We start from the raw sequence: 25074 nt of genomic DNA, 5'->3' as shown, positions 1-25074 counted from the left end.
CTCGCTACTCAGGGAGCGGGTGGCTCGCAAGCTCGCTACTCAGGGAGCGGGCCACGAAGGCCGGCGAGGTTGCCTCACCAGGCCTTCGTGGCTCGTCGCTATCGCTCCTCGCACCTCAGGCAGCAAGGGTGGTTCCTCGCACCTCAGGCAGCAAGGGTGGTTCCTCGCACCTCAGGCAGCGAGGGTGGTTCCTCGCACCTCAGGCAGCGAGTGGGTTACTTCAGCTCGAGCAGCACGGTACCCTGGGTGACCGCGGCGCCGGCCTCGATGGCCAGACCGGTGACCACGCCGTCCTTGTGGGCGGTGACCGGGTTCTCCATCTTCATCGCCTCGAGGACGACGACCAGATCACCGGCGGAGACCTCCTGGCCCTCTTCGACGGCGACCTTGACGACGGTGCCCTGCATCGGAGCGGCCACGGCGTCACCGGAGACGGCTGCGCCGCCGCCCTTCTTGCGCGAGCGGGCCTTCGGCTTCTTGCGGATGACACCGTTGGTCGAGCCGCCGCCGCCACCGAGGGCGAGATCACCCGGCAGCGAGACCTCGACGCGGCGTCCGCCGACCTCGACCACGACCTTCTGACGCGGTGCGGCGTCGTCTTCCTCGATCGGCTCTCCACCGGTGTACGGCTCGATCGGGTTCTCCCAATCGGTCTCGATCCACTTGGTGTAGACGTCGAACTTCTCGCCGTCGCCGATGAACGCCGGGTTGGAGACGATGTGGCGGTGGAACGGGATGACCGTGGCGAGGCCCTCGACCTGGAACTCGGCGAGTGCGCGACGCGAACGCTCGAGCGCCTGCTCGCGGGTCTCGCCGGTGACGATCAGCTTGGCCAGCATCGAGTCGAACTGGCCGCCGATGACGTCGCCCTCGACAACACCGGAGTCGACGCGCACGCCGGGTCCGGTGGGCTCCTTGTAAACCGAGATGGGGCCGGGGGCCGGCAGGAAGTTGCGGCCGGCGTCCTCGCCGTTGATGCGGAACTCGAAGGCGTGGCCGCGCGGGGTCGGATCCTCGGTGAACTCGAGCTTCTCGCCGTTGGCGATGCGGAACTGCTGACGGACGAGGTCGATGCCCGCGGTCTCCTCGGTGACCGGGTGCTCGACCTGCAGACGGGTGTTGACCTCGAGGAACGAGACCAGGCCGTCGTTGCCGACCAGGAACTCGACGGTGCCCGCGCCGTAGTAGCCGGCCTCGCGGCAGATGGCCTTGGCGGACTCGTGGATCTTGGTGCGCTGCTCGTCGGTCAGGAACGGCGCCGGGGCCTCCTCGACGAGCTTCTGGAAACGACGCTGCAGCGAGCAGTCGCGGGTACCGGCGACGATGACGTTGCCGTGCTGGTCGGCGATGACCTGCGCCTCGACGTGGCGGGCCTTGTCCAGGTAGCGCTCCACGAAGCACTCACCGCGACCGAACGCGGCGATGGCCTCACGCGTCGCCGACTCGAACAGGTGCGGGATCTCTTCGATGGTGTAGGCGACCTTCATACCGCGACCGCCACCGCCGAAGGCGGCCTTGATCGCGACGGGCACGCCGTGCTCCTTGGCGAAGGCGACGACCTCGTCGGCGTCCTTGACCGGGTCCTTGGTGCCGGGCGCCATCGGTGCGTCGGCCTTCAGCGCGATGTGACGGGCGGTGACCTTGTCGCCGAGGTCGCGGATCGACTGGGGTGACGGTCCGATCCAGATCAGCCCGGCGTCGATGACGGCCTGGGCGAAGTCGGCGTTCTCGGACAGGAAGCCGTAACCGGGGTGGATCGCGTCGGCGCCCGACTTGGCGGCGGCGTCGAGGATCTTGTCGAAGACCAGGTACGACTCGGCCGAGGTCTGGCCGCCCAGTGCGAAAGCCTCGTCGGCGAGTTTGACGAACAGTGCGTCCGCGTCGGGCTCGGCGTACACGGCGACGCTCGCGAGGCCCGCATCCCGGGCTGCGCGGATCACACGGACAGCGATCTCGCCTCGATTGGCGATGAGGACCTTGCTGATTGCGGTACTGGGCACTTGTTCTCCTGGGCCTTACTCGTACTCAGGTGCTCACGACGCGCGGTGGCGCGTGCGACACGGTTGTCGGACAACGGTCAAGACGGTGGTGCAGCCTTCGCCGGCCGGGATGCGGACGGTGAGGGCGCGGACGACGCCGGGAGTCCGGGCGTCGCGACCTTCCGGCAAATACAGTAGCCCACCGAGCAATCGTTCGGTGGAGCCGTGGGTCACAACGCGCGGGAGAATGTGCTCGCATCACCGAGGCGCCGTACGAGTTCGGCGAAATTGTGCAGGTAGGCGTGTACGGGACCGAGGGTCGGGTCGATGTCACTCGCCTCCGCGTCGAGCGGAAAAGGTGACGCATCCGGCATCGGGGCCCCGACGGGGGGAATGTCGGTCGACGACTCGGCGACGCCGAGTTCGCGGAGCGGGGATTCGCGCGGGAAACGGGCCGAATAGCGCAAACCGGACGGGGTCCGGTTGATCCAGATGTAGACCTCGTGCGGGGAGTAGCTGTGGCTGCGAATCACCTTCGCGCGGCCGGCGTCGGCCGCCCCGGCGCCCGGCGCGTACCGGGTGTCGATGAACGAGATCACGAACCGCGGCTCACCGTGGTGGCCGATCAGGTCGGCCACGCGAAGGAAGGGTAGCGAGGCGCCCCGGCGACCGCGCTTGAGGACGGCCGTGGCGCGGGTGACCGCCTGATCGAAGGTCGGGGAGTCGGACATGTCCATCCAGAACGGCGCGACGCCCACGAACCACCCCAGCGCGGTCAGCCACTGCGTGTCGTCACGGGTGTGCCGGGGCAGCACGCAGCGGAACTCCGCGTCGTCGGTCATCTCGTGATGGACCATCGCGAACGCGGCGAGGATGCCCGCGGTCAGCGTTCCGCCGGCCTCCGAACAGATCGCGGTGAACCGGTTGGCGGTCTCGTCGTCGGCGACGACGCCCCACAGCGACTCCTGCGGGATCGTCGTCTCCTCGAAGTACTCCTGATCGGCCTCGTCCCCGATTCCGCCGCTGGTGCCCTCCGGGGACCGCAGCAGGGCCGGCATGTCGCCGGCGCCCGTGCGCAGGAACTCCGACCACAGGGCCACCGCCGGATGGTCGCCGCCGGTCTGGTCGGCGCGGCGTCGTTCCTCGGCGCTGAAGTCGACGTAGCTGCCGACCGCGGGCAGGTTGGCGGTCCGGTGTTCGCGCGCCGCGCGGTACAGCGAGACGAGCTCCTGCTGGGCCATGATCAGCGAGTAGCCGTCGACCAGGGAGTGGTCCGCGGCGAACAGCAGGGTGAACGAGTCGGCGCGTCCCACCGTCGCGAACAGGTAGGCGGGCCAGTGCAGCGGCGCGGTGGCACGGTCGAAGGAGCCGCCCAGCTGCTCGACGAGGGGGCCGGGCTCGGCGAACCAGCCGATGCGTCCCATCTTGAGTTTCACGGTGCCGGGGTCGGTGGTGAGCCGCTGCAGGCCCGTCCCCTTGATCACGACGTGGCTGCGCAGGACCTCGTGACGGTCGATCCACTGGGTCAGCACCGAGCGGATCGCCGGGATCGACAATGGTTCGTCGAACTCGATCGACAGGCCCAGCCAGGCCTCCCGCCCACCCTCGCGCTGGGTCCGCACCCGATAGTCGAAGGCGGCACGCAGATGCTGTTCGTGGTTGTGCGAGGTCAGGCGGGGATCAGGACGCCAGGCGCCCAACCCGCCCGAGACATAGGGGGTCCACTCGACGAGACCCCCCGGTGCGATCGGCTCGTCGCGGATCTGGATGAACTTCATACCCCGGGTGTGTCGGACCCGGAACCGGCCGTCTGATCGCGCACCTGCGCCTTGATCCGGCCGAGCATGCCCGCCATACCCCGGAGGCGGAGCAGACTGACCGCGCTGCCCAGACCGAGGTCGTAGTAGAAGTCCGACGGGACGTCGAGGATCTCCTGCGCCGACGCGGTGTCGAGACCCTGGTGCAGGATCGCCGCGAATCCGCGCGTCGTCGGCGCCTCGCGCGGCGCGGTGAAGTACAGCCGTACCGATTCCGGATCGCCGGCGTCGACGGACAGGAACACCGGTGACTGGCACTCGGGTACCGGTTCCATCGCCTCCTGTTGCAGATGCTCAGGGAGGTCGGGGAGTTCGCCGGCGAATTCCAGGAGCAAGGTGATCTTGTCGGAATCACCAAGTGCGGCAAAGTCTTCGACGATTTCTGCCAGGGCTGGGGGCAAGCTCATCGTCGGTCGGGGCTCACTTGCGGCCGGGCGCGGCACCCGGCTCGTCGCCGACGGCGATGGGTACGCGAACCGCGTTGCCCCACTCGGTCCACGATCCGTCGTAGTTGCGAACCCTGGTGTGCCCAAGCAGATGGGTCAGCACGAACCAGGTGTGGCTGGAACGCTCGCCGATGCGGCAGTAGGCGATCATCGGGGTGCCCTTGTCGAAGTCGCCGTAGATCTCGTCGAGCTCGGCGCGGGGACGGAAACGGCCGTCCGGAGCGGCGGCCCTGGCCCACGGGATCGACACCGCGGTGGGGATGTGACCGCCGCGCAGCGCGCCCTCCTCGGGGTAGTCGGGCATGTGGGTGCGCTCGCCGGTGTACTCCTGCGGCGAGCGGACATCCACGAGCGGCTCGGTGCCGAGCGCCTCGAGGACCTGCGGGGCGAAGGCGCGGATCTTCGTGTCGTCGCGCTCGACGACGGGGTAGTCCGACCGCGGGTACTCGGGGACGTCGAAGGAGGTGTCCCGGTCCTCGGCCATCCACGCGTCGCGACCACCGTCGAGCAGGCGCACGTCCTCGTGACCGAACAGCGTGAACACCCAGAGTGCGTACGCCGCCCACCAGTTGCTCTTGTCGCCGTAGATGACGACGGTGTCGTCGCGCTCGATTCCCTTGCTGCGCATCAGTTCTGCGAACTGTTCACCGTCGATGTAGTCGCGGGTGACCGGGTCGTTGAGGTGCAGGTGCCAGTCGATCTTCTGCGCGGTCGGGATGTGGCCGATGTCGTAGAGCAGCACGTCCTCATCGGATTCGATGATCTTGAGGCCCTTGGCGCCGAGATGAGCCGACAGCCACTGGGTGGTCACCAACCGCTCGGGGTGGGCGTACTCGGCGAAGGCCGGATTCGGGTCGGTTTCAACACTCACGGTCTGTTCTCCAGCTTGGTGCGTTCGGGCGTCTCGACATACATCGCGCGGACCGTGACCGGTCCCGGATACAAAGGGTAGGGCATGGGCGCGTCCGACTGCCCGGTGGCAGACGGGCTCCCGTCTGTCGCAGCTGGTGAGGGCGTGCTTCGGACGGATGACAAACCCCAGGTCAACGGGTGGTTGCCTGCTAAGTTCGCCCAATGATCGATCGACGTGGGGCTCGCGTGGAGCGCCGGGATGTCTCGCGAATGGTCCGGTGGAGCGTTCCGTTGGCGGTGCTGGTGCTCGCCGTGACGAGTGGATGTTCGCTCATCTCCTCCGACGACCCGTCGAGCCCGGCGCCGGCGCCGTCGGCGTCGGCCTCGACGTCGACCTCCTCGTCACCGGGATCGCCGACACCGAGTACACGGTCGAGCATCCCGTCGTCGACGCCGGGCGACGCCGACCCCAGGGGATGCCGTCCGGACGACTGCCCGAAGCTGGCGACGCCGACGGCGGAACTCATGACCAGCGGGGTGAATTCGTCCAACGTCGACACCGCGGTACCGAAGTACCTCACCACGCTGCTCGACGACCTCGACCAGACGTGGGGTGGATGGTTCGGTGAACTCGGTTGGGGTGACCCCGCACCGGGACGGGCCCTGATCGAGTCGGGCACCTCGTTCGCCACCGAATGCATCGACGAGGACGGGGCGTCCAACCGGATTCCGTCCGACGAGGCGAACGCCTTCTTCTGCGGGGTCGACGAGGAACCCAACGGCGACGGCCAGGAGACCGAGGGCAGCATCGTGCTGCCGGTCGACACCTTCGCCGCCATCTGGGACGGGAACGTCTTCGGGGTGCCGTCGCCGATCGTCGGGGACTTCACCGCCGCGATCGTCGTCGCCCACGAGTACGGACACAACGTGGTGTTCCGGATGGCCGAGGCGTTCGGCATCCCGGAGCGGCGACTGCCTCAGGGCAAGAACAGCGAACTGATCGCCGACTGCCTCGCATCCAACTGGGCGGCCACGGCCTACCAGCGTGATGCGTTGGGCGCCAAGGAGATCCTGCAGGTTGCGACCCTGCTCCCGATCATCGGTGACACCGGCGGCGCGATGGGGCACGGGTCGGCGACCGAACGCGCGCGGGCGCTGACCATCGGCCTGACCGGACCGCAGTTCAATCGTCAGGGACAGCCGGTGGACTGCCTACAGCGGTACTGGCCGGAGTTCTTCGAGGTGGGGTGACCCTTCGAGGCAGTGAGAATGGGTGTGGGTGGTCAGTGCTTCCAGAAGTCGGTGACCGACAACCCGACCTCGGTCAGGAGCCGGTGGACGAGCGGCAGACCGATCCCGATGACCGACGAAGGATCGCCCTCGATGCGTTCGACCAGCCAGCCGCCGAGTCCGTCGAGGGTGAACGCACCAGCGACCTGTAGCGGTTCGCCGCTGTCCACATAGCGAGCGACCACGTCGTCGTCGGCATCGGTGAAATGGATTGTCGTGGAACTCGTCCCGGTCGCGCTGGTCGAGCCGCCATCGGGATCGAGCCGGATCAGGTGGTGGCCGGTGAGCAGGTCGGCGTTGCGGCCGCGCATCTCGGCCCACTGCGCGAGTGCACGTTCGGGCGTGTGCGGCTTGCCGAGCAGGCGGTCGTCGAGATGCAGCATCGAGTCACAGCCGATGACCACGACCGTCTCGCCGTTCTCGGCCGCACCGGCGATCTCCGGCAGTGCGGCGACCGACTCGGCCTTCGCCCGTGCCAGCTCGGCGACGACGGCGTCGGCGGGAGTGGCCGGCGGCAACTGTTCGAGCAGCGCGTCCTCGTCCACGTCGGAAACGCGCACCACCGGTTCGACACCGGCGGCGCGCAGGACCCGCAGTCGGGCCGGGGAGGCGGACCCGAGCACGAAGACCGGGCCGGCGGTGGCCGGCCCGGTCTCGTGTGTGTTCGACCCGATCTGGGAATCAGGCACTGTCAGTAGCGCAGATTGGTGAAACTCGACGGTGCGCCCCACTGGGGACGGAGTCGATCGACCGGGCGACCCCAGTCGTTGCGGATCTCCGGTTCCGGCTCACCACCGCCGGCACCCGCGCCGGCCAGGACGCTCACCAGCACGGCGAGGTCCTCATCGGTCGGGTTGCCGTTGACGACGGTCAGGAACGGCTTCTCGGCTGCCTTCTCGGTGTTCTCGTTCACGGATGCCTCGTTCGCTGGGCTCTCACTCACAGGGGGATGTTCCCGTGCTTCTTCGGCGGCAGGTTGACCATCTTGCGCTCGAGCAGCTTGAGTGCGGTCGCGATCTGGCCGCGGGTGTGGCTCGGCGGGATGACCGCGTCGACGTAACCGCGGGCGGCGGCGACGTACGGGTTGACGAGGGTGTCCTCGTACTCCTGCTGCAGCTCGAGGCGCAGTGCGTCGACGTCCTCGCCCTTCGCAGCGGCCTCCTTGAGCTGATTGCGGTAGACGAATCCGACGGCGCCGGAGGCACCCATGACAGCGATCTGCGCCGTGGGCCATGCGAGGTTCACGTCGGCACCCATGTGCTTGGAGCCCATGACGTCGTATGCGCCGCCGTAGGCCTTACGGGTGATGACGGTGATCTTGCCGACCGTCGCCTCGCCGTAGGCGTAGAGCAGCTTGGCGCCGCGGCGGATGATGCCGCGGTACTCCTGGTCGGTGCCGGGCAGGAAGCCGGGGACGTCGACCAGGGTGACGATCGGGATGTTGAAGGCGTCGCAGGTGCGCACGAAACGGGCGGCCTTCTCCGAGGCGTCGATGTCGAGGCAGCCGGCGAACTGGGTGGGCTGGTTGGCGACGATGCCCACACTGCGGCCGTCGACGCGGCCGTAACCGACGACGATGTTCTTCGCGTAATCGGCCTGGATCTCGAGGAACTCGTCGTCGTCGAGGATGCGACGGATGACCTCGTGCATGTCGTACGGCTGGTTCGGCGAATCCGGGATGAGCGTGTCGAGCTCGAGGTCCTCGTCAGTCAGGGTGTCCTCGATGGAGCCGGCGGCCGGCTGCGCGACCGGCAGACGCGGGGCATCGGCACGGTTGTTGCTCGGCAGGTAGCTCAGGAGTTCCTTGACGTACTCGAGCGCGTCCTCTTCGTCGGAGGCGACGTAGTGCGCGGTGCCCGACTTCGCCATGTGGGTGCTTGCGCCGCCGAGTTCTTCCTGGGTGACCTCTTCACCGGTGACGGTCTTGATGACGTCCGGGCCGGTGATGAACATCTGGCTGGTCTGGTCGACCATGACCACGAAGTCGGTCAGCGCCGGGGAGTACACGTGGCCGCCGGCGGCTGCACCCATGATCAGCGAGATCTGGGGGATGACACCGGAGGCGCGGACGTTGCGGTGGAAGATCTCGCCGTACAGGCCGAGCGAGACCACGCCTTCCTGGATGCGGGCGCCGGCGCCGTCGTTGATGCCGATCAGCGGGCGGCCGGTCTTGATGGCGAGGTCCATGACCTTCACGATCTTCTCGCCGTAGACCTCGCCCAGGCTGCCGCCGAAGACGGTGGAATCCTGCGAGAACACGCAGACCTCGCGGCCGTCGATCGTGCCGTAGCCGGTGACCACACCGTCTCCGACCGGTCGACGCTCGGCGAGACCGAAGTTGGTGCTGCGATGCTTGGCGAGCGCGTCGAGTTCGACGAACGAGCCCTCGTCGAGCAGGTGGGTGATCCGCTCACGGGCGGTCAGCTTGCCCTTCGCATGAGTCTTCTCGACGGCGGCCTCGCCCACGGGGTGCTTCGCCTCTTCGAGGCGATTGCGCAGATCGGCGAGCTTCCCCGCTGTCGTGTGGATGTCGGGAGCGGCGGCATCGTCGCGTGAAGCTGTGGTCATGACTGTCGATGCTAACTACCCGAGTGTGAGCCACGTCAACCGGATCAACGTGAGATATCCCTCAGGTTCCCGAGCGATCGGTCGGTGGTTGTTCATTTGTTAGGTTCTTCAGACATGTCCCTCGACGCCGACCTGCTCCGGACCCGACTCGCCGACACGCGCTGGCACCGGATCGAGGTGGTCGATTCCACCGGGTCGACCAACGCCGATCTGGTGTCCCGCGCGGCGACCGAACCGGTCGACGGCACGGTGCGCCTGACCACCGACCAGACCGCAGGTCGCGGACGGCACGCGAGGACCTGGACCGCGCCGCGCGGGACGCAGCTGGCGATGTCGGCGGCGGTCGACGTCGGCGAGCACACCGAACACCTCGGCTGGTTGTCGTTGCTGGCCGGGCTCGCCGCGGTGCAGGGAATCAGTGAGGCGATCGGCGTGCGGCCGGGTCTCAAGTGGCCCAACGACGTGCTGATCGACGGGCGCAAGACCGCCGGGATCCTCTCGGAGTACACGCGTTCACCCCATACCAGGCACGGGGACGGCGGGGTGGCCGTGATCGGCACCGGCCTCAACACGACGATGTCCGAGGACCAGCTCCCGGTCCCGACCGCCACCTCGCTGCAGTTGGCGACCGGTGAGGACGTCCCGCTCACCGAGCTGGCGGCGTCGTACCTGCGGGCACTGTCGGATCTGCTCGACCGGTGGCCGAACGACGTCGACGGACTCGCGGCGCGCTACCGGGAGGACAGTGACACCATCGGGCGCCGCGTACGCCTGGTGCTGCCGGGCGACGAGGAGGTCATCGGGACCGCAACCGGCGTCGACGCGTCCGGGCGGATCGTCGTCGACGCCGACGGCCGTCAGGTGATCGCGGCCGCCGGGGACGTCACGCACCTGCGGCCGGTCTGACTTCGACGGGGCTCAGCCGGCGACAGACGGGGCCTAGCGCTGCAGGCTCTTGACGCCCATCGCCGGGATGATCGTCAACGGCGGAAGACCGATGACGAAATGCAGGATCGCGGTCTCGATGCCGACCGAGGTCTGCTGATAGGTGAGGATCGGGATCAGCACCGCCGCCACCAGGAGCAGCCCCACGATCCAGCGATAGAACTGGTTGGGCGCCGGCGTGATGAGCTGCAGCACATACCAGAGCGCGCCGGCGGCGAGTGCGCACAGGAATCCCACGACACCGAACCAGATCTCGCTGGCCGCCACCGGGTTCCAGACACCGAGTTTGCCGGACTCGTTCACCTTCTCGACGAACGCCGCGATGATCCAGGCGACCAGCCACGCAGCGAGGCCGGTGACCACACCGGTCATCACCACGCCACCGGCGAAGGTGACCGGGTTGACGTCGGGTCCGCGGCGCGGCGCCCGGTCCGGCCGTGGCTGCTCGACGTAGCCGCCCGGTGCGGCGGGGCCGTCGGCGCGGTACGGATCCCGGTAAGGCTCGGCATACGGATCCTGCCGGCTGTAGGCACGCGAGTCGGGGTTGTACCCGGATTCGTAGCGAGCGGTCCGTGGGTCGGGATCGCGGTGCGGGCCCCGCGGGTCCTGGTAGGTCATGACAATTCTCCTCGCCGACCGCCCCAACGTGCCCGGCAGTCGATCGGTATTGGTGTCTCGCAGTCTACTCAGCGTGGCCCCGGGCAGGGCCGTCCCGATTATGCTGAGCCGCATGGCTTACCCGCGGGAGAACCTGGCGCCCGGTGAACGTGTCGTTCTCCACCGGCACCCTCATTGGAAGTGTCTGCTCGGTCCGTTCCTGTTGTTCGGGATCATCACCGCGGCCGCGGGTGTCCTCGCGGGCGTGATCGCCGGATCGTCGCTGGGCTCGACCCCGCGGACGGTGCTGCTGCTCGTCGTCGGCGTGGTGTGGGCACTCGGCCTCGTGTGGTATTTCGTCCGGCCGTTGCTGTCCTGGAAGACGACGCACTTCGTCCTGACCGACCGCCGGGTGATGTTCCGCAACGGAATCCTCACCCGGTCGGGTATCGACATCCCGATCCGGCGGATCAACACCGTCGAGTTCCGCCACGGCGTCATCGACCGGATGCTCCGGACCGGCACGCTGGTCATCGAGTCGGCCTCCGACGAACCGCTGTCCTTCGACGACATCCCGCAGGTGGAGAAGGTCCATTCGCTGCTCTACCACGAAGTGCTCGAGATGTACGGCGACGACGCGGAAGACGACTACGGCGTCCCGGGCGGCCCCGCCGACCGTCCCGAGAGCAGAGGGGCGCGGGAGCGTTGACCAACGTGCTGCTCGCCGAGGACGACGCCGCGATCGCCGAACCGCTCGCGCGGGCCCTCTCCCGCGAGGGATACGGGTGCGATGTCGTGAGCACCGGGGCCGACGCGCTCGAGAAGGCCCTCGACAGCCGCTACGAGTTGCTCATCCTCGACCTCGGACTCCCGGTCCTCGACGGCCTCGAGGTGTGCCGGCGGGTGCGCGCCCAGCGTCCCGCGCTCGCGGTCCTCATGCTCACCGCGCGCACCGACGAGGTCGACTTCGTGGTCGGCCTCGACGCCGGTGCGGACGACTACGTGGGTAAACCGTTCCGCCTCGCCGAGCTCCTCGCCCGTGTGCGGGCGTTGCTCCGCCGGCGTCAGCCCGACGACGGCGAGCCCGTACTCGAGGGCGGCGCGATCCGACTCGACGCGCGGGCGCGGCGAGTCCTGGTGGACGGGGAGGACCTCACCCTCGCGAACCGCGAGTTCGATCTCTTGCGATTCCTCATGGAGCGTGCGGGTCAGGTGGTGACCCGTGAGGAGATCCTCACCGAGGTCTGGGGTTCGGCGGATCTGCGGTCGTCGAAGACCCTCGACATGCACATCTCGTGGCTTCGCCGGAAGATCGGCGACGACCGCCACAACCGCCCGCGGCACATCGTGACGGTGCGCGGCGTCGGCTTCCGGTTCGACCCCTAGGAAGTTCCATGCGACCGGCATCGATGCGACCGGCTTCCATGCGCCGGCGCCTGCTCACCACGATGACCGCTGTCCTGATCGCGGTCGGCTGTCTGCTGGGCATCCCGTTGAGCGTCGTGGCCTGGTGGTGGGTGGCCGACAACGCGAATCAGGCTCTCGACAACCGGCTCAAGATCGTCGCCGACCAGCTCATCCGGCAGGAGGGGGCCGACGGTCGCATCCCGTCCGAGGCCGTCAACCGGCAGTCCTTCGAACTGCTGCTGCCACCCGACGGCCAGCTGACCATCACCTACCCGGATCTCGGGGGAGTCGATCGGCGGATGGTCGTCGGAGCCGACATCGATGGGCCCCGACTCTCGGAATCCATCGGTCTGGGCACCGCCGGCACGCTGACCCTGTCCATCCCGCGCAACGAGGTCCGGGACGACCAGATGACCGCGGCCGGCGTCGTCCTGCTCGTGGTCGTCGCCTCGGTGATCGGCGGCTCGGTGGTGGCGGCGGTGTCGGCGGGCCGGATCGTCGACCCCCTGACCGATCTGGCCGACCGCGCGGCGACTCTCGGCCGTGCCGACTTCCGTACCGAATGGAAGATGTACGGCATCGCCGAACTCGACCGGGTGTCGCGAGCGCTCGCCGACGCCAACACCGCGCAGGCCCTGAGGCTCGAACGCGAACGCGAGATCGCCGGCGATGCGTCGCATCAGCTCCGCAGCCGGCTGACCGCCATCCAGCTGCGGCTCGACGAGCTGGCGCTGCACGACGATCCGGCGGTCGTCAGCGAAGCCGAGGAAGCACTCGACCAGGTGGAGCGACTGGCCACCGATCTCGACGAACTGGTGGAAGCCTCGCGTGCCGACGAACCCGAACCACATTTCATCGACGTCGGCGACATGCTCGCCACACTCGTCGAGGACTTCCGTCACGCCTTCGAGGCGCAGGGTCGGCAGCTGATCGCGGTGGTCGAGGGTGCACCGCAGGCGCTCACCTCGCAGTCCGGACGCCTGCGGGAGGCAGTCAGTGTGCTGGTCGACAACGCGCTACAGCACGGTCGCGGGACGTGCCGGATCGAGGTGAGCACCCTGCAGGCCGGCGATCTGGTCCGCATCACGGTCGCCGACGAGGGCGACGGCGTCGCCGACGAGATCTCCGCGCACATCTTCCGCCGCGGTTTCTCGGCCGGGAAGCGGCCCGGTGCCGGGCGCAGCGGCGTCGGACTGTCGCTGGCGCGGGCGTTGATCGAGGCCGACGGCGGGCGCCTGGAACTCACGGTCCGACGTCCCCCGGTGTTCGCCATCGTCGTCCCGGCCCGATATGCGAGCGGATACGGCGAGGAACCGAACGAGCAGGACGACCCGGGTCCCGGCGGCACGGACACCGACGTCAGGCGTGACCGAGTTCCTCATCGTTGAGCTCGGCGAGCGAGGGGTGCAGGTCGGTGGACCCGGCTTCGCCACCGCGGAGGAGTTCCTCGGGGAACGCGAATTTGCGCAGCGCCCAGAAGCGGAAGGCCATCTGCATCAGGTTGCCGATGATGTAGCCGAGGACGAAGTCGACGACGACGACCTCGGACACACTCAGGTTGGACCGCATGTCGAAGACGTTGTTGCCGACGAACAGCGGTGCGGCCTGCAGGATGACGCCGATCCCGCTGATGAAGAAGAACAGCAGTGCCTCGTGGTGGCGTTCACGGCCGCCGCGGTTCTTGAAGGCCCACTCGCGGTTGAGGATGTAGCTGAGGATCGTCGCCAGCACCCCGGCGATGATCTTGGCGATCACCGGCTTCGGCTCGAGGATCGTGAGGCTGAGGCTGTAGAAGATCGCGAGATCGAAGATGAAGGTGGTACCGCCGACCATGGCGAACTTGATGAGTTCGTGGTGCCGCATCACGAGCCGTCGGACCGGCGCTGGGAGGCGAGCGATCAGCTCGTCGATCAATGGCACAAGATCCGAGTGTACGAAACAACAGCGCCGGGGAAGTTCTCCGGGCGGTTGTGCGGATGACAGAGCGGACGTGCCACGATGGTTCGCGTGAATCCACGCGAGGCGGATGGAGCGCCAGTGAACGGGCCGATGACCTCGAATTCCGCGCCACCCACCCCGGAAGCGGCGCGTAGCGCCGGCGCGGCGTCGGGTATGCCGAAGGTCACGATGATCGGTGGCGGACAGCTCGCGCGGATGACGCATCAGGCCGCGATCACACTCGGACAGTGTCTGCGCGTGCTGGCCGCGTCGGACTCGGACCCGGCCGCGCAGGTGAGTGCCGACATCGTCCTCGGCTCACACGACGAACTCGACGACCTGCGCCGCGCCGCCGCCGGTGCCGCCGCACTGACCTTCGACCACGAAGGTGTGCCGCTGCATCACCTCCAGGCACTCGAAGCCGAAGGAGTGGCGGTCCTCCCGCCGTCGAAGGCGCTGCACTTCGCCCAGGACAAGCTGGCGATGCGGGTTCGCCTGGCCGAGCTGGGTCTGCCGGTCCCGGAGTTCGCCGACCTCGCCGGCGACCGGACGGCCGCCCGCGCGCGTCTCGCCGAGTTCGGCGCGGCCAACGACTGGGAGATCGTCATCAAGGCGGTCCGCGGTGGATACGACGGTCGCGGGGTCTGGCTCGTCGACGGCGCCGACGAGGCCCTCGCGGTCTTCGACGAGTACCCGTCCGACGCGCCGGCGCTGCTGGCCGAACAGAAGGTGCCGATGCGGCGCGAACTGTCGGCCATGATCGCCCGGTCCCCGTTCGGGCAGGGTGCGGCGTGGCCGGTGGTGGAGACCATCCAGCGTCACGGCCAGTGCGCCGTCGTGCTCGCGCCCGCACCGGATCTCTCCGACGACGTCGCCGAGCAGGCGCAGCAGATGGCGTTGCGTCTCGCCGGCGAACTCGGCGTGGTCGGTGTGATGGCGATGGAACTGTTCGAGACCGTCGACGGCGAACTCGTCGTCAACGAACTCGCGATGCGTCCGCACAACAGCGGGCACTGGACGATGGACGGCGCGGTCACCTCGCAGTTCGAGCAGCATCTGCGCGCCGTTCTCGACTACCCGCTCGGCAACACCGCGCCGACCGCGCCGCTGACCGTGATGGCCAACATCCTGGGCGCGCCGAGCGCACCGGAGATGTCCATGGACGAGCGCCTGCACCACCTGATGGCGCGGATGCCCGAGGCCAAGGTGCACCTCTACGGCAAGGGTGAGCGGCGCGACCGAAAGATCGGCCACGTGAACATCGTCGGCCGGCCGGGTGAATCGATGGAATCGGTGCGCGAGCGCGCCGAGCGTGCTGCGCAGTGGATGTCGCACGCGACGTGGACCGACGGATGGGATGTGCATTCATGACCGAGAACAGGGGCCCTCGTGTCGGCCTGATCATGGGCAGCGACTCCGACTGGCCGACGATGAAGGCGGCCGCGGAGGCACTCGCCGAGTTCGACGTGCCATTCCAGGTGGGTGTCGTCTCGGCACACCGCACACCGCAGCGGATGCTCGACTACGCGGCCGGTGCCGCCGCCAACGGCATCGAGGTCATCATCGCGGGAGCCGGTGGGGCAGCGCACCTTCCGGGCATGGTCGCCTCGGCGACGCCGTTGCCGGTGATCGGTGTGCCGGTGCCGCTGCGACACCTCGACGGCCTCGACTCGTTGCTGTCCATCGTGCAGATGCCCGCCGGTGTGCCCGTCGCGACGGTTTCGGTCGGCGGCGCCCGCAACGCCGGACTGCTCGCCGTGCGCATCCTCGCCTCCTCCGACCCCGTCCTGCAGGAACGGATGGTGTCGTTCCAGAAGGGCCTCGAGCAGATGGTCCTCGACAAGGACGCCGCGCTCCAGCAGGAACTGCTCGGCGACTAGCCCTCTGCCGCAGGCGATCCCGGAGTGGCGGGGGACAAGCCGAGTTTGTCGGTGAAGAAGTCCAGCACCCGGTCGAAGGCTTCCCTCGTGGGTTGTCCGGGTTCGTCGTAGAGGTCCTCGGTCAGCACCGAATGCGGCCGGGGGAACATCGAATCCGGGTTCGCGGCGTCGTCGGGGAGTTCGATGCCGATGAACGAGTCGCCGAGAAGTTCCTGGAGACGGGCGAATCGAGAACGCGGCGAGAGCTGATCACCGGCGAAACGCAGACCAATCACCTCCAGGCCGCGGGCGCATCGTGCTTGCACTTTCTCGAGGTCGGCCTCGCCGACGTCGATCGCGCGTGCGCGTCCGGGGAGGACCGCGAACGGCAGCGACGGCTGCGAGAGCACCGGCGCCAGCATCCGTTCGTCGGTGGCCATCGCGAGCGCGAAGCCGCCGGTGAAACACATTCCGACCGCACCCACCCCGGGACCGCCGCAACGGTCGTGCTCGCGGGCGGCGAGCTCGCGCAGCCACGCCGTGACCGGTGAGGTCTTTCCCGTTGCGAGAATGGTGAATTCGCGGGTGATGCAGGTCTTGGCGATGGTGCCCAGCATCGACCGCATCGAGCCGACCCGGCCGAGGTTGTCCGGGCGAGGATCGCGCCCGTCGACGCCGAACAGCGACGGCATGACGGCGGTCGCCCCCAGATCGGCGATGCGCCGCGCGACGTCGGCGACCTTCGGACTGATCCCGGGCATCTCGGCGATCACGATGACCGCAGGACCCGTGCCCTTGCGGTAGACGCGACGGGTGTCGCCGCGCAGGGTCACGTCCTCGGCGGTGAAATCGTCGAGCGGGTCGTCGGCCACCGGGGTTCAGGCCTTGTGCAGGGTGCCGAGGAGAGCCGACTCGAAGAGCCGTGCGGGGATCTTCGCGCCGGAGGCGATGTCGGGGGAGTCCGACGGGACGATGCGCGGACCGGTGACCTGATAACGCTCGTTCTTGCGGACGATGGCGAAGGACCCGGCCGCCTGAACGTTGCGCACCCAGTCGGTGTGCCGGCCGTAGGTGAGGATGATCGTGAGTTTGTCACGATCGACCCAGGCCAGCACCGGATTCGAGTAGGTCTTTCCGGACTTGCGGCCGACGTGCTCCACCATCGCGAAGGGCGGCAGGTGGGGTGCCCACTGCCGCTGGATCGGATTGGTGACGATCTTGTTGAAACGGGCCAGTGCGTTGGGCAGTCGCATGTCCCCACTGTGCCGTATCAACTGCGATCCCGCAGGTTCTTGTGCACCGCGCTCCCGCGGGTCGTGCGCACTGCGATCTCGCAGGGCCGTATCAACTGCGATCCCGCAGGTTCTTGTGCACTGCGCTCCCGCGGGCCGTGCGGTAATTGCGACGCGGGCCGTGCGGCAATTGCGGCTATTCGGAGGGTGTTCCGAGGACGACTCCGGCCTTCTCGACCTCCGCGACCGCCGCCACCCGCTCGGCGGAGGCGTTCGCGACGTGCACCAGACTGCCACCGGCGACCAGAGGTGCGAGCAGGTGTGCGAGCACGCCGGGCGCGGTGTGCCAGGGACGCGTCGACACCACGCGGGTACCGGCGGCGATGCCGTCGCGTTCCGCGACGGTGCGTGCCTCGGTGACCACCTCGGCGGTCGGCATCCCGTCGAGCGCCTCGACCGCCGGGGACCGCGAGACGAACTGGTCGCCGTGCACCCGCACGACGCTCCCGTAGTCGCCGACCCCGGGCGGGAGATCACGCAACGGCAGCGCGAACGGATCGAGTGACGCCACCACGACCTCGTCGGCGTCGGGATGGTCGTCGAGCCGGTCGCGCGAGGTGAAGACCACCCGTGGCTCCGAAGCGGCCTCCGCGGCATCGGCGTCCGCGAGGTGGACGTCGGCGCCGGCCCACAGTGAGCCGATCACGATCCCGGCCGTCTGCCAGTGCTCGGGGAGGTCCACCACCACGACGTCCCCCGCGCCCACCCCGATCTCGTCGACGAGATAGTTGGCAGTCTTGGCCGCCCAGTTGCCGAGGGTGGCCGCCGACAGTTCGGTGCGCTCGCCGGTCGCCTCGTCGTAGTACGTCAGCAGCGGACGCGAATGATCGGCCACCGCACCGAAGATCGCGTCGGCGACGGTGTTCGGACTGCTCAGTTCACGCACATCGGCCCCTTGTTCGCGGCGGTGATCGGCGGGCGCTTGTTGCCGACACGCTCACTGGCCGGGGTGTTGTCGGACTGGTCGCCGGTGTCGCCGAGCCCGCCCGGTCCGGCGTAGGTGTTGGTGAGGACCACCTTGAGCTGGTCGTCGGCGAGGTTCGGGTCCTCGACGACCTTCACGCCGCCGAGGTCCTTGGCGAGCAGCCGCGCGGCGTCGCCGTTCTCCTTCGCGTAGATCACCGAGTCCTTGGTGTCGGCCTTGCCGCTGGAGGTCTCACCGGACTGATAACCCTTGTTGGTCAGGATGTTCGCCACGTTCGAACCCAGTCCGTCGATGGTGCCCGCGTTGACGACGTCGACCTTGAAATCGCCGCGCTGGGCGTCGGCTCCGGCCTGCTTCGGGGTGAGGAGGTCGCTGGTGTACGTCTTCACCGCCTGCGGATCCACCTGGACGACGCTCTGCAGACCGTCCTCGCTCCAACCCTGTTCGGTGACGATCGGGATGGTGGAGAACTTCACGCGGCCGCCGCTGAGGTCCTTGAGTTGCTCCGCGAAGTTGATGATGTTCCAACCGTCGTCGATGACGATCGACCGCGCCACCGCGTTCTGCATCTCCGAGAGCTTTCCCGGATCGGTGAGAGTGCCTGCGGACAACACCTTCTGGGTCAGTGACGCCATGAACGCCTGCTGACGTGTGATGCGGTCGAGGTCGCCGCGCGGGAGTCCGTGACGCTGGCGCACGAAGCTCAGTGCCCTGGGCCCGTCGAGGGTCTGGACACCCTTGCGGAAACGCGCGCCGCTGAACGGATCCCGGACCGGGGCGTTGAGGCAGACGTCGATGCCGCCGACCGCATTGGTCAGCAGGACGAAGCCGAGCAGGCCGACCTCCGCATAGTGGTCGACCTGGACGCCGGTGAGGTTGGCGACGGTGTCCACCAACGCCTTCCGGCCGGCCAGCGTGCCTTCCTTCTCCGCCTTCTCGGGCGACTGCCCGGCTTCCACGGCGCGGGCGCGCACGCCTTCGCGGGTGGTGCCGTAGGCCGCGTTGATCTTGCTCATGCCGATACCCGGTACGTCGACGTACGAGTCACGTGGGATCGAGATCGCGGTGGCCGACGAACCGTCCTCGGGGATGCGCACCAGCAGGATGGTGTCGGTGTTGGTGGCGACCTCCTCGCCCGAACGCAGGAGCTTGACCTCCTCCGGCGAGAGCGGGTTGCCCTTCGCGTCGGTACGGGAGTCGGTGCCCACCAACAGGATGTCGACGGCGCCGTCCTTCGCACCACCCAGACCGAGTCCGCCGAGCTGCGTGATGCGAGTCTCCAGGTCGGACATCGTGTTCCATGCGTAACCGGTGCACAGCAGCACGGCGACCGATGCGATCGCGATCAACGCGCGACCCCATCCGGCGCCCGACGCCCATCCGGCGTGAGGGCGAGTGACGGTGCCGGGCGGAGCGGTCGGCGGAGCGGTCGGTGTGGTGGACTCTGCAGTGGCCGAGAGCTTTTCGGTCACCGCGGCAGCACTTCGGGCTGTTCCTGCCGAAGCGTGCTTCCCGGGTGCGGCCTTCTTCGGTGGGGTTCTCCTCGGTGCGGCCTTCTTCGGTGCGGCCTTCTTCGCGGGAGCCTTCTCGGCGTCGGGTCGAGGGACGCGCTTGCGGGCGGAATCCGGTGACGCGGAACGCTTACGTTCGGCGGGTGCCGACCGCGTGTGGATCTCGCCGGACGAGCGTCGGCCGAGAGGCTCGTCGCCACGCCGCGGCCGGCGGGGAGACGCCGGTTCCTGCGGGGGCACACGCCTGCGGGGGTCGCGCGGCTCCGCGGGGCGTCGACGAGGCCTGCCTTCGGCATCCCGGGCGGGGATCCGTTCGGGCGGCGGCTGGCGCCGTGCGTGTTGTGCGGACTCGGCTCGCGACTGCGTCGTGGGAGCACCACGCACCACCCGGCGTCGGGGAGCGCCGGGCTCGGGGTCGGCGGGACGCGGGCGGGCGCCCTGAGGCGGCCACCCCGGTTCACCAGTGCGTTCGCCGCGCACCGGCCGTCGGCCGTGATCGGCATCCGGAGTGCGCCGGCTGCCCGGCTCCGGCGGTACCGCACGCCTGGGGCGCGGCCGCCCACGTGCGCCGTCGGATGGTGAATCCACTGGTCCGCGGTCCCTTTCGTGGTCGTCGTGCTGCTCGACGGTGGCGTCCGGTCGGTCCGCGCCATGGGATTGTCGGTGCAGGAGTGAAAGCTGATGTTGCTGTCGCCAGGCTACTGAAGTGATTCGGGAATTCGAGAACGCAACGCCGAGAAGTCGAGTAGCGGTCGTCACGTGTTGATGGACGGCCGAGTCGTGGCACGCCGGGGTCTGCGGCACGATGGTGGCCATGCGTGTCACGCCCAGCACCCCCACCGTGTACATCGTCGGCGCCGGCGGGCAGCTCGGCACCGCACTCCAGGAGAGGACTGCCCAGGCACCCGACTCCGTGGTGTGGCGTCCGCTGACCTCCGCCGACATCGACATCACCGACGAGACATCGGTCGCGGCCGCGCTGGGCGACCTCGGCGCCGGCGACGTCGTGGTCAACTGTGCCGCCTACACCGACGTCGACGGTGCCGAGTCTGATCCGGAGGGTGCGCGCCGGGTCAACGTCACCGGTCCGGCACTGCTCGCCGCCCAGACCGCCGCCGCGGGGGCGTGGTTGATCCATGTCTCCACCGACTACGTCTTTCCCGGTACCCCGCTCGACGGCCCGGGCTCAGCGGGCGACCGTCCCGACGGCTACGAACCCGATGACGTGAGCGGCGAACCGGCAACCGTCTACGGGGCAACCAAACTCGCCGGTGAACGCGCCGCACTCGACGCGGACCCGCGTGCCACCGTCGTGCGCACCGCGTGGGTCTACACCGGCGGACCCGAGAGCCGCGACTTCGTCGGGACGATGCGTCGTCTCGAGCAGACACGCGACACCGTGTCGGTCGTCGACGACCAGCTCGGTTCGCCCACCTACTGCATCGACCTCGCCGACGGGCTGTGGGAGCTGGTGGCCGCCGGGCCCCGCCCCGAGGTCACCGGAACCGTCCTGCACGCCACCAACGCGGGCCGCGCGACGTGGTTCGAGGTGGCGGCGGCCGTCTTCGAGGAGGTCGGCGCCGAACGTTCACGCGTGCTGCCCACCACCACGGCGGAGTTCCGGCGCCCGGCACCGCGTCCGGCGTATTCGGTGCTCTCCGGACGCTCCTGGGCCGCGGCGGGGCTGACGCCGCTACGGGACTGGCGCGCCGCGCTGCACGCGTCGATCGTCGAGCCGGGCGGTTCGTTACCCTGAGCCGGTGCCCGCTCAGCTAGCCGTCGTCACGGTGACCTACTTCTCCGGTGATCACCTCGCGACATTCCTTCGCAGTCTCGACGCCGTGACCGATGTGATGCCGCAGGTCGTCATCGCAGACAACGGCTCCGACGACGGTGCACCCGAACAGGCCGAGAAGGACTACGAGTCGGTGAAACTGGTCCGCACCGGCGGCAACCTCGGCTACGGCCGCGCGATGAACCGCGGGGTCGCCGAGATCGATCCCGACATCGAGTTCGTGCTCATCGCCAACCCGGACGTCGAGTGGAAGCCGGGCTCGATCGACGAACTCCTCGACGCTGCGCGGCGCTGGCCGCGTGCGGGATCGCTGGGACCGCTCATCCGGGAACCCGACGGCACCATCTACCCGTCGGCGCGACGCGTTCCCGACCTCGTCTCCGGCACCGGTCACGCCATCCTCGGCACGGTGTGGAAAAAGAATCCGTGGACCGCGGCCTATCGCGCCGACGACGAGGCGCCGTCGGAACGGGCCGTCGGCTGGCTCTCGGGGTCGTGCCTGCTGGTTCGACGGGAGGCCTTCGACGCCGTCGGCGGCTTCGACCCCCGCTATTTCATGTACATGGAGGACGTCGACCTGGGCGACCGCCTGGGCAAGGCCGGCTGGCAGAACGTCTATGTCCCCTCGGCCGAGATCGTGCACACCAAGGGGCACAGCGCCGGTCGGAACCCCGAGAAGATGCTGCCCGCACACCACGAGAGTGCCTATCGGTTCCAGGCCGACCGCAACCCCGGTGTGTGGCGTGCACCGCTGCGGCTCGCGCTGCGCGTCGGCCTGGCCGCGCGGTCGCGTCTTGCGGTCCGAGCGGCCCGCCGGACCACGTCGACGGAGAACACCTCGACGAGCGAAGACAACGGATGAGTGCTGAAGTGAATACCGGACATCACGAAGAAGGGACCGATCAAGTGGATCAGTACACCGTGCGCGAGTCGGTGGGGCGCGCGTCCGTCGGCGGATCGGCGCCTGTTGCCGAGGGCGTCGAGGCGGTCGTCCTCGTCGGCGGCAAGGGCACCCGGCTCCGTCCGCTCACGCTCTCGGCGCCCAAGCCGATGCTGCCCACCGCGGGCCTGCCCTTCCTCACGCACCTGCTGTCGCGCATCCACGCGGCCGGGATCCGCGACGTCGTCCTCAGTACCTCGTTCAAGGCCGAGGTGTTCAGCGAGTACTACGGCGACGGCTCCAAACTGGGCCTGCGTCTGCGCTACGTCACCGAGGACGAGCCGCTCGGCACCGGCGGCGGCATCCGCAACGTCCTCGACGAGCTGACCGCCGACACCATCGTCGTGTTCAACGGCGACGTGCTCGGCGGCACCGATGTGCGCGACGTCATCGACAGCCATCGCGCGGCCGACGCCGACGTGACCATCCACCTCGTCCGGGTGAGCGATCCGCGCGCGTTCGGCTGCGTGCCGACCGACGGCGACGGCCGCGTCACCGCCTTCCTGGAGAAGACCCAGGACCCGCCGACAGATCAGATCAATGCCGGCACATACGTTTTCAACCGCAAGATCATCGAGTCGATCCCGTATGGCGTGCCCGTCTCGGTGGAGCGCGAGGTCTTCCCGCGCCTGCTCACCGAGGGCAAGCACGTCCACGCCCACGTCGACCACGCCTACTGGCGCGACATGGGCACCCCGGAGGACTTCGTCCGCGGCTCGGCCGACCTGGTGCGCGGCATCGCACCGTCACCGGCGCTCGGTGATCGCCACGGCGAGTCGCTGGTCCACGAGGGTGCCGGCGTCGGCCCGGGTGCCCTGCTGATCGGCGGCACCGTCGTCGGCCGAGGCGCGGAGGTCGGGCCCCGCGCCCGCCTCGACGGTGCGGTGGTCTTCGACGGCGCGGTCATCGAGGCCGGTGCGGTCGTCGAGCGCTCGATCATCGGTTTCGGCGCACGAATCGGTCCGCGGGCACTGATCCGCGACACCGTCATCGGCGACGGCGCGGACATCGGTGCGCGCTGCGAACTCCTGCGCGGCGCACGCGTGTGGCCGGGAATCGAGATCCCCGACAACGGAATCCGCTTCTCGACTGACGTGTGAGGCGCCTCGCGAACTCGGCGCGCGTGTGAGACCCCGCAAACCCACCCTTTTTCGGCAAACCCAGCACCCCCTCAGGGGGCGGATCTGCCGAAAATGGGTGGGTTTGCGTTGTGGTCAGCGGGTCTTGACCGCCGCGAGCACACCGGGCCCGAGCGGGATCACGACCGGCAGGAGGCGCTCGTCGTCGGCGATCAGCAGGGCCGCCTCGCGCGCGGCCGCGGTCGGCGGGTCGGTGCGGGACGGATCGCCCACGGTGCCGTCGGCCGTCGCGTTGTGCACCACGACGACACCGCCGTCGCGCAGCATGCGGACGGCCTCGGTCACGAACCGCGGCAGGTCCAGCAAGGGACCGTCGATGAAGACCAGGTCGTAGGACGTGTCCGAGAGACGCGGCAGCACGTCGGTGGGTGTGCCGTTGATCAGGCGCGTGCGGCCGGGGGAGATGTCGGCCCCGGCGAACGACGCCCGCGCCGCACGATGGTGCTCGGGTTCGGGGTCGATGGTGGTCAGGACCCCGTCGGCGGCCATGCCGTTGAGCAACCACAGACCGCTCACGCCGGTGCCGGTGCCGATCTCGGCCACGGCCTTGGCGTCGGCGGTGCGGGCCAGGAGTGCGAGCAGCGCACCGACCGCTGGGCTCACGGGCGTGGCACCCAGTTCCTCTGCGCGGGCACGGGCGGCGATGACGGCGTCGTCCTCGACGATCGCCGACTCGGCGTAGGCGATCAGATCGGGGCCGGCGGACGGGGTTGACTCGGTCACGCGTCGAGGTTAGACCGCAGGCCCGGTCAACGCGGACATGGCACGCCGACCTGGGCGAATCCCGGGCCGCGGTCGGAGCCCGTCACATCCTCAGGGAACACTCAGGGGACTCATACGGCGACCACACTCCGATACGAGAGGGTGAGTGCGTCCGGTTGACGGTACTGCCCGGCGAGTCGGTGTGAAGCCCCGGCGCGTTGGGAATACCGGACCGGTGCGACGTTGTTCGACACGGTGAGTGCTCTGGGTCACCGGGCTGTGTTCACGAGAGAGGAACCGACCACCCACCATGACCGATTCCCGCGATTCCACCGACGAAGTGCCCGCCGTTCCGGCGGGCACCGCAGGTTTCGACGCCACCGGCGACGAACTGCTGATGCCGTCATGGGATGAACTGGTGCGCGAGCACGCCGACCGCGTCTACCGCCTGGCCTACCGCCTGTCGGGGAATCAGCACGACGCCGAGGATCTCACGCAGGAGACCTTCATCCGGGTGTTCCGATCGCTGTCGAACTACCGCCCCGGCACCTTCGAGGGCTGGTTGCACCGCATCACCACCAACCTGTTCCTCGACATGGTCCGCCGCCGCAGCAAGATCCGCATGGAGGCATTGCCCGAGGAGTACGACCGCGTGCCGGCCGACACCCCCGACCCCCAGCAGATCTTCGACGCCACCAACCTCGACCCGGATCTGCAGCGCGCCCTCGACTCGCTGGCGCCCGACTTCCGCGCCGCCGTCGTCCTGTGTGACATCGAGGGGCTGTCCTACGAGGAGATCGCCGCGACCCTGGGTGTCAAGCTCGGCACCGTCCGCAGTCGCATCCACCGTGGCCGCCAGAGCATCCGCGACGCGCTGGCCGCCCAGGGGCACACCAGCAGCCGTTCGGTCGCGATCGGCGCGCACAGCTGACGATCCCCGGCTCGTCAGGCTCGGGAACCACGAGTCGATGAGCGTCGTTGTCTGACTCGGATAAGCTGAGACGTTGCGTGCGGCCCCGGTCACACCCCGTGCGGCGGCACAGCCCGCCGACGGTGAGTACCGTGGCGAGCA

Annotated in this window: 26 protein-coding genes; 11 read left to right on the top strand and 15 right to left on the bottom strand. The window is 68.9% G+C overall.

The genetic code is table 11. The features are described 5' to 3' along the window. Window positions 1–215 precede the first annotated feature (215 nt). From BPODLACK_RS13735 to BPODLACK_RS13715, 5 genes are all read right to left on the bottom strand, one after another. A complete protein-coding gene (locus tag BPODLACK_RS13735; protein ID WP_024497273.1) occupies window positions 216–2000 on the bottom strand; it encodes an acetyl/propionyl/methylcrotonyl-CoA carboxylase subunit alpha in 1785 nt (594 codons plus the stop codon). Window positions 2001–2209: 209 nt separating this feature from the next. After that, window positions 2210–3757, bottom strand: a complete 1548-nt coding sequence (locus BPODLACK_RS13730; protein ID WP_024497274.1) for a condensation domain-containing protein — start codon at window positions 3755–3757, stop codon at window positions 2210–2212. Further along, a complete protein-coding gene (locus BPODLACK_RS13725; RefSeq protein WP_006434573.1) occupies window positions 3754–4203 on the bottom strand; it encodes a SufE family protein in 450 nt (149 codons plus the stop codon). Before BPODLACK_RS13725 ends, BPODLACK_RS13730 begins: the two co-directional genes overlap by 4 nt. 13 nt (window positions 4204–4216) lie before the next feature. Then, on the bottom strand, window positions 4217–5113 hold the full coding sequence (locus BPODLACK_RS13720; RefSeq protein WP_024497275.1) for a sulfurtransferase: 897 nt from the start codon (window positions 5111–5113) through the stop codon (window positions 4217–4219). A gap of 190 nt (window positions 5114–5303) precedes the next feature. Next, window positions 5304–5621, bottom strand: coding sequence for a hypothetical protein (locus BPODLACK_RS13715; protein ID WP_024497276.1), 318 nt, complete (start codon window positions 5619–5621; stop codon window positions 5304–5306). Between BPODLACK_RS13715 and BPODLACK_RS13710 the strand changes: the two genes are divergently transcribed. Next, a complete protein-coding gene (locus BPODLACK_RS13710) occupies window positions 5620–6345 on the top strand; it encodes a metalloprotease (RefSeq protein WP_024497277.1) in 726 nt (241 codons plus the stop codon). The two genes, BPODLACK_RS13715 and BPODLACK_RS13710, sit on opposite strands and share 2 nt — an antisense overlap. Before the next feature lie 32 nt (window positions 6346–6377). Here the strand turns inward: BPODLACK_RS13710 and BPODLACK_RS13705 are convergent, their stop codons facing one another. From BPODLACK_RS13705 to BPODLACK_RS13695, 3 genes are read right to left on the bottom strand one after another with little or no spacing between them, the layout of a single operon-like run. Further along, a complete protein-coding gene (locus tag BPODLACK_RS13705; RefSeq protein ID WP_024497278.1) occupies window positions 6378–7073 on the bottom strand; it encodes a Maf family protein in 696 nt (231 codons plus the stop codon). Window positions 7074–7075: 2 nt separating this feature from the next. Beyond that, complete coding sequence (locus BPODLACK_RS13700) at window positions 7076–7327, bottom strand: acyl-CoA carboxylase subunit epsilon (RefSeq protein ID WP_024497279.1); 252 nt, start codon at window positions 7325–7327, stop codon at window positions 7076–7078. Beyond that, the gene (locus BPODLACK_RS13695; RefSeq protein ID WP_024497280.1) at window positions 7324–8952 is read right to left on the bottom strand and encodes an acyl-CoA carboxylase subunit beta; all 1629 of its coding nucleotides are present in this window, start codon (window positions 8950–8952) and stop codon (window positions 7324–7326) included. Before BPODLACK_RS13695 ends, BPODLACK_RS13700 begins: the two co-directional genes overlap by 4 nt. 114 nt (window positions 8953–9066) lie before the next feature. Here BPODLACK_RS13695 and BPODLACK_RS13690 point away from each other — a divergent pair, with 114 nt between their 5' ends. Then, complete coding sequence (locus BPODLACK_RS13690; RefSeq protein WP_024497281.1) at window positions 9067–9858, top strand: biotin--[acetyl-CoA-carboxylase] ligase; 792 nt, start codon at window positions 9067–9069, stop codon at window positions 9856–9858. Between the two features lie 33 nt (window positions 9859–9891). On the opposite strand, the gene BPODLACK_RS13685 is transcribed toward BPODLACK_RS13690, so the two are convergent. Continuing rightward, window positions 9892–10515, bottom strand: coding sequence for a hypothetical protein (locus BPODLACK_RS13685; protein WP_024497282.1), 624 nt, complete (start codon window positions 10513–10515; stop codon window positions 9892–9894). 112 nt (window positions 10516–10627) lie between these two features. On the opposite strand from BPODLACK_RS13685, the gene BPODLACK_RS13680 reads away from it, so the two are divergent. From BPODLACK_RS13680 to BPODLACK_RS13670, 3 genes are read left to right on the top strand one after another with little or no spacing between them, the layout of a single operon-like run. Next, complete coding sequence (locus BPODLACK_RS13680; RefSeq protein ID WP_232513094.1) at window positions 10628–11203, top strand: PH domain-containing protein; 576 nt, start codon at window positions 10628–10630, stop codon at window positions 11201–11203. Next, entirely contained in the window at window positions 11200–11880 is a 681-nt protein-coding gene (locus BPODLACK_RS13675) for a response regulator transcription factor (protein WP_024497284.1), read from the top strand. Before BPODLACK_RS13680 ends, BPODLACK_RS13675 begins: the two co-directional genes overlap by 4 nt. Window positions 11881–11918: 38 nt before the next feature. Then, window positions 11919–13289: a sensor histidine kinase gene (locus tag BPODLACK_RS13670; RefSeq protein WP_024497285.1), complete on the top strand. Its 1371-nt coding sequence runs from the start codon at window positions 11919–11921 to the stop codon at window positions 13287–13289. On the opposite strand, the gene BPODLACK_RS13665 is transcribed toward BPODLACK_RS13670, so the two are convergent. Continuing rightward, window positions 13261–13821, bottom strand: coding sequence for a GtrA family protein (locus tag BPODLACK_RS13665; protein ID WP_024497286.1), 561 nt, complete (start codon window positions 13819–13821; stop codon window positions 13261–13263). The genes BPODLACK_RS13670 and BPODLACK_RS13665 overlap by 29 nt on opposite strands. Before the next feature lie 129 nt (window positions 13822–13950). Between BPODLACK_RS13665 and BPODLACK_RS13660 the strand changes: the two genes are divergently transcribed. Together BPODLACK_RS13660 and purE are read left to right on the top strand one after the other, a co-directional pair. Beyond that, window positions 13951–15210: a 5-(carboxyamino)imidazole ribonucleotide synthase gene (locus BPODLACK_RS13660; RefSeq protein ID WP_191834891.1), complete on the top strand. Its 1260-nt coding sequence runs from the start codon at window positions 13951–13953 to the stop codon at window positions 15208–15210. Continuing rightward, entirely contained in the window at window positions 15207–15719 is a 513-nt protein-coding gene (gene purE, locus BPODLACK_RS13655; protein ID WP_006437231.1) for a 5-(carboxyamino)imidazole ribonucleotide mutase, read from the top strand. Before BPODLACK_RS13660 ends, purE begins: the two co-directional genes overlap by 4 nt. Here purE and BPODLACK_RS13650 read toward each other — a convergent pair. The 4 genes from BPODLACK_RS13650 to BPODLACK_RS13635 all read right to left on the bottom strand — a co-directional run bounded on the left by BPODLACK_RS13650 (window position 15716) and on the right by BPODLACK_RS13635 (window position 19666). Continuing rightward, window positions 15716–16570, bottom strand: coding sequence for a dienelactone hydrolase family protein (locus BPODLACK_RS13650; protein WP_024497288.1), 855 nt, complete (start codon window positions 16568–16570; stop codon window positions 15716–15718). The genes purE and BPODLACK_RS13650 overlap by 4 nt on opposite strands. Window positions 16571–16576: 6 nt before the next feature. Further along, entirely contained in the window at window positions 16577–16951 is a 375-nt protein-coding gene (locus BPODLACK_RS13645) for a nitroreductase family deazaflavin-dependent oxidoreductase (RefSeq protein WP_024497289.1), read from the bottom strand. A 175-nt stretch (window positions 16952–17126) separates the two neighbouring features. After that, complete coding sequence (locus BPODLACK_RS13640) at window positions 17127–17876, bottom strand: TIGR03089 family protein (protein WP_024497290.1); 750 nt, start codon at window positions 17874–17876, stop codon at window positions 17127–17129. Further along, complete coding sequence (locus tag BPODLACK_RS13635) at window positions 17864–19666, bottom strand: LCP family protein (protein ID WP_236577673.1); 1803 nt, start codon at window positions 19664–19666, stop codon at window positions 17864–17866. Before BPODLACK_RS13635 ends, BPODLACK_RS13640 begins: the two co-directional genes overlap by 13 nt. A 565-nt stretch (window positions 19667–20231) precedes the next feature. On the opposite strand from BPODLACK_RS13635, the gene rfbD reads away from it, so the two are divergent. Genes rfbD through BPODLACK_RS13620 form a run of 3 tightly spaced genes read left to right on the top strand, consistent with a single transcriptional unit; the run spans window position 20232 to window position 23261 of the window. After that, window positions 20232–21182: a dTDP-4-dehydrorhamnose reductase gene (gene rfbD / locus BPODLACK_RS13630; protein WP_040004855.1), complete on the top strand. Its 951-nt coding sequence runs from the start codon at window positions 20232–20234 to the stop codon at window positions 21180–21182. A gap of 4 nt (window positions 21183–21186) precedes the next feature. Further along, window positions 21187–22083, top strand: coding sequence for a glycosyltransferase family 2 protein (locus tag BPODLACK_RS13625; RefSeq protein ID WP_006437237.1), 897 nt, complete (start codon window positions 21187–21189; stop codon window positions 22081–22083). A 44-nt stretch (window positions 22084–22127) separates the two neighbouring features. Then, on the top strand, window positions 22128–23261 hold the full coding sequence (locus tag BPODLACK_RS13620; protein WP_006437238.1) for a sugar phosphate nucleotidyltransferase: 1134 nt from the start codon (window positions 22128–22130) through the stop codon (window positions 23259–23261). A 114-nt stretch (window positions 23262–23375) separates the two neighbouring features. On the opposite strand, the gene BPODLACK_RS13615 is transcribed toward BPODLACK_RS13620, so the two are convergent. After that, window positions 23376–24023 carry an O-methyltransferase gene (locus BPODLACK_RS13615; RefSeq protein ID WP_006437239.1) on the bottom strand — a complete coding sequence of 216 codons (648 nt, stop codon included), beginning with the start codon at window positions 24021–24023 and terminating at the stop codon, window positions 23376–23378. 289 nt (window positions 24024–24312) lie between these two features. Here BPODLACK_RS13615 and sigE point away from each other — a divergent pair, with 289 nt between their 5' ends. Continuing rightward, entirely contained in the window at window positions 24313–24933 is a 621-nt protein-coding gene (sigE, locus tag BPODLACK_RS13610; RefSeq protein WP_006437240.1) for an RNA polymerase sigma factor SigE, read from the top strand. Window positions 24934–25074: the final 141 nt, after the last annotated feature.

It is taken from the genome of Gordonia sp. YY1 (assembly GCF_009872315.1).
In the GTDB taxonomy this organism is placed as follows: Bacteria; Actinomycetota; Actinomycetes; order Mycobacteriales; family Mycobacteriaceae; genus Gordonia; species Gordonia amicalis.
The sequence above is the reverse complement of the archived record's forward strand: the minus strand, read 5'-3'. Positions and strand labels throughout refer to the sequence as shown.

Excerpts from the sequence above, each read along its gene's own strand:
- BPODLACK_RS13730 (WP_024497274.1), bottom strand. The coding sequence starts at position 3,757 with ATGAAGTTCATCCAGATCCGCGACGAGCCGATCGCACCGGGGGGTCTC.
- BPODLACK_RS13725 (WP_006434573.1), bottom strand. The coding sequence starts at position 4,203 with ATGAGCTTGCCCCCAGCCCTGGCAGAAATCGTCGAAGACTTTGCCGCA.
- BPODLACK_RS13710 (WP_024497277.1), top strand. The coding sequence starts at position 5,620 with ATGACCAGCGGGGTGAATTCGTCCAACGTCGACACCGCGGTACCGAAG.
- BPODLACK_RS13715 (WP_024497276.1), bottom strand. The coding sequence starts at position 5,621 with ATGAGTTCCGCCGTCGGCGTCGCCAGCTTCGGGCAGTCGTCCGGACGG.
- BPODLACK_RS13695 (WP_024497280.1), bottom strand. The coding sequence starts at position 8,952 with ATGACCACAGCTTCACGCGACGATGCCGCCGCTCCCGACATCCACACG.
- BPODLACK_RS13690 (WP_024497281.1), top strand. The coding sequence starts at position 9,067 with ATGTCCCTCGACGCCGACCTGCTCCGGACCCGACTCGCCGACACGCGC.
- BPODLACK_RS13685 (WP_024497282.1), bottom strand. The coding sequence starts at position 10,515 with ATGACCTACCAGGACCCGCGGGGCCCGCACCGCGATCCCGACCCACGG.
- BPODLACK_RS13680 (WP_232513094.1), top strand. The coding sequence starts at position 10,628 with ATGGCTTACCCGCGGGAGAACCTGGCGCCCGGTGAACGTGTCGTTCTC.
- BPODLACK_RS13670 (WP_024497285.1), top strand. The coding sequence starts at position 11,919 with ATGCGCCGGCGCCTGCTCACCACGATGACCGCTGTCCTGATCGCGGTC.
- BPODLACK_RS13660 (WP_191834891.1), top strand. The coding sequence starts at position 13,951 with ATGACCTCGAATTCCGCGCCACCCACCCCGGAAGCGGCGCGTAGCGCC.
- purE (WP_006437231.1), top strand. The coding sequence starts at position 15,207 with ATGACCGAGAACAGGGGCCCTCGTGTCGGCCTGATCATGGGCAGCGAC.
- BPODLACK_RS13645 (WP_024497289.1), bottom strand. The coding sequence starts at position 16,951 with ATGCGACTGCCCAACGCACTGGCCCGTTTCAACAAGATCGTCACCAAT.
- rfbD (WP_040004855.1), top strand. The coding sequence starts at position 20,232 with ATGGTGGCCATGCGTGTCACGCCCAGCACCCCCACCGTGTACATCGTC.
- sigE (WP_006437240.1), top strand. The coding sequence starts at position 24,313 with ATGACCGATTCCCGCGATTCCACCGACGAAGTGCCCGCCGTTCCGGCG.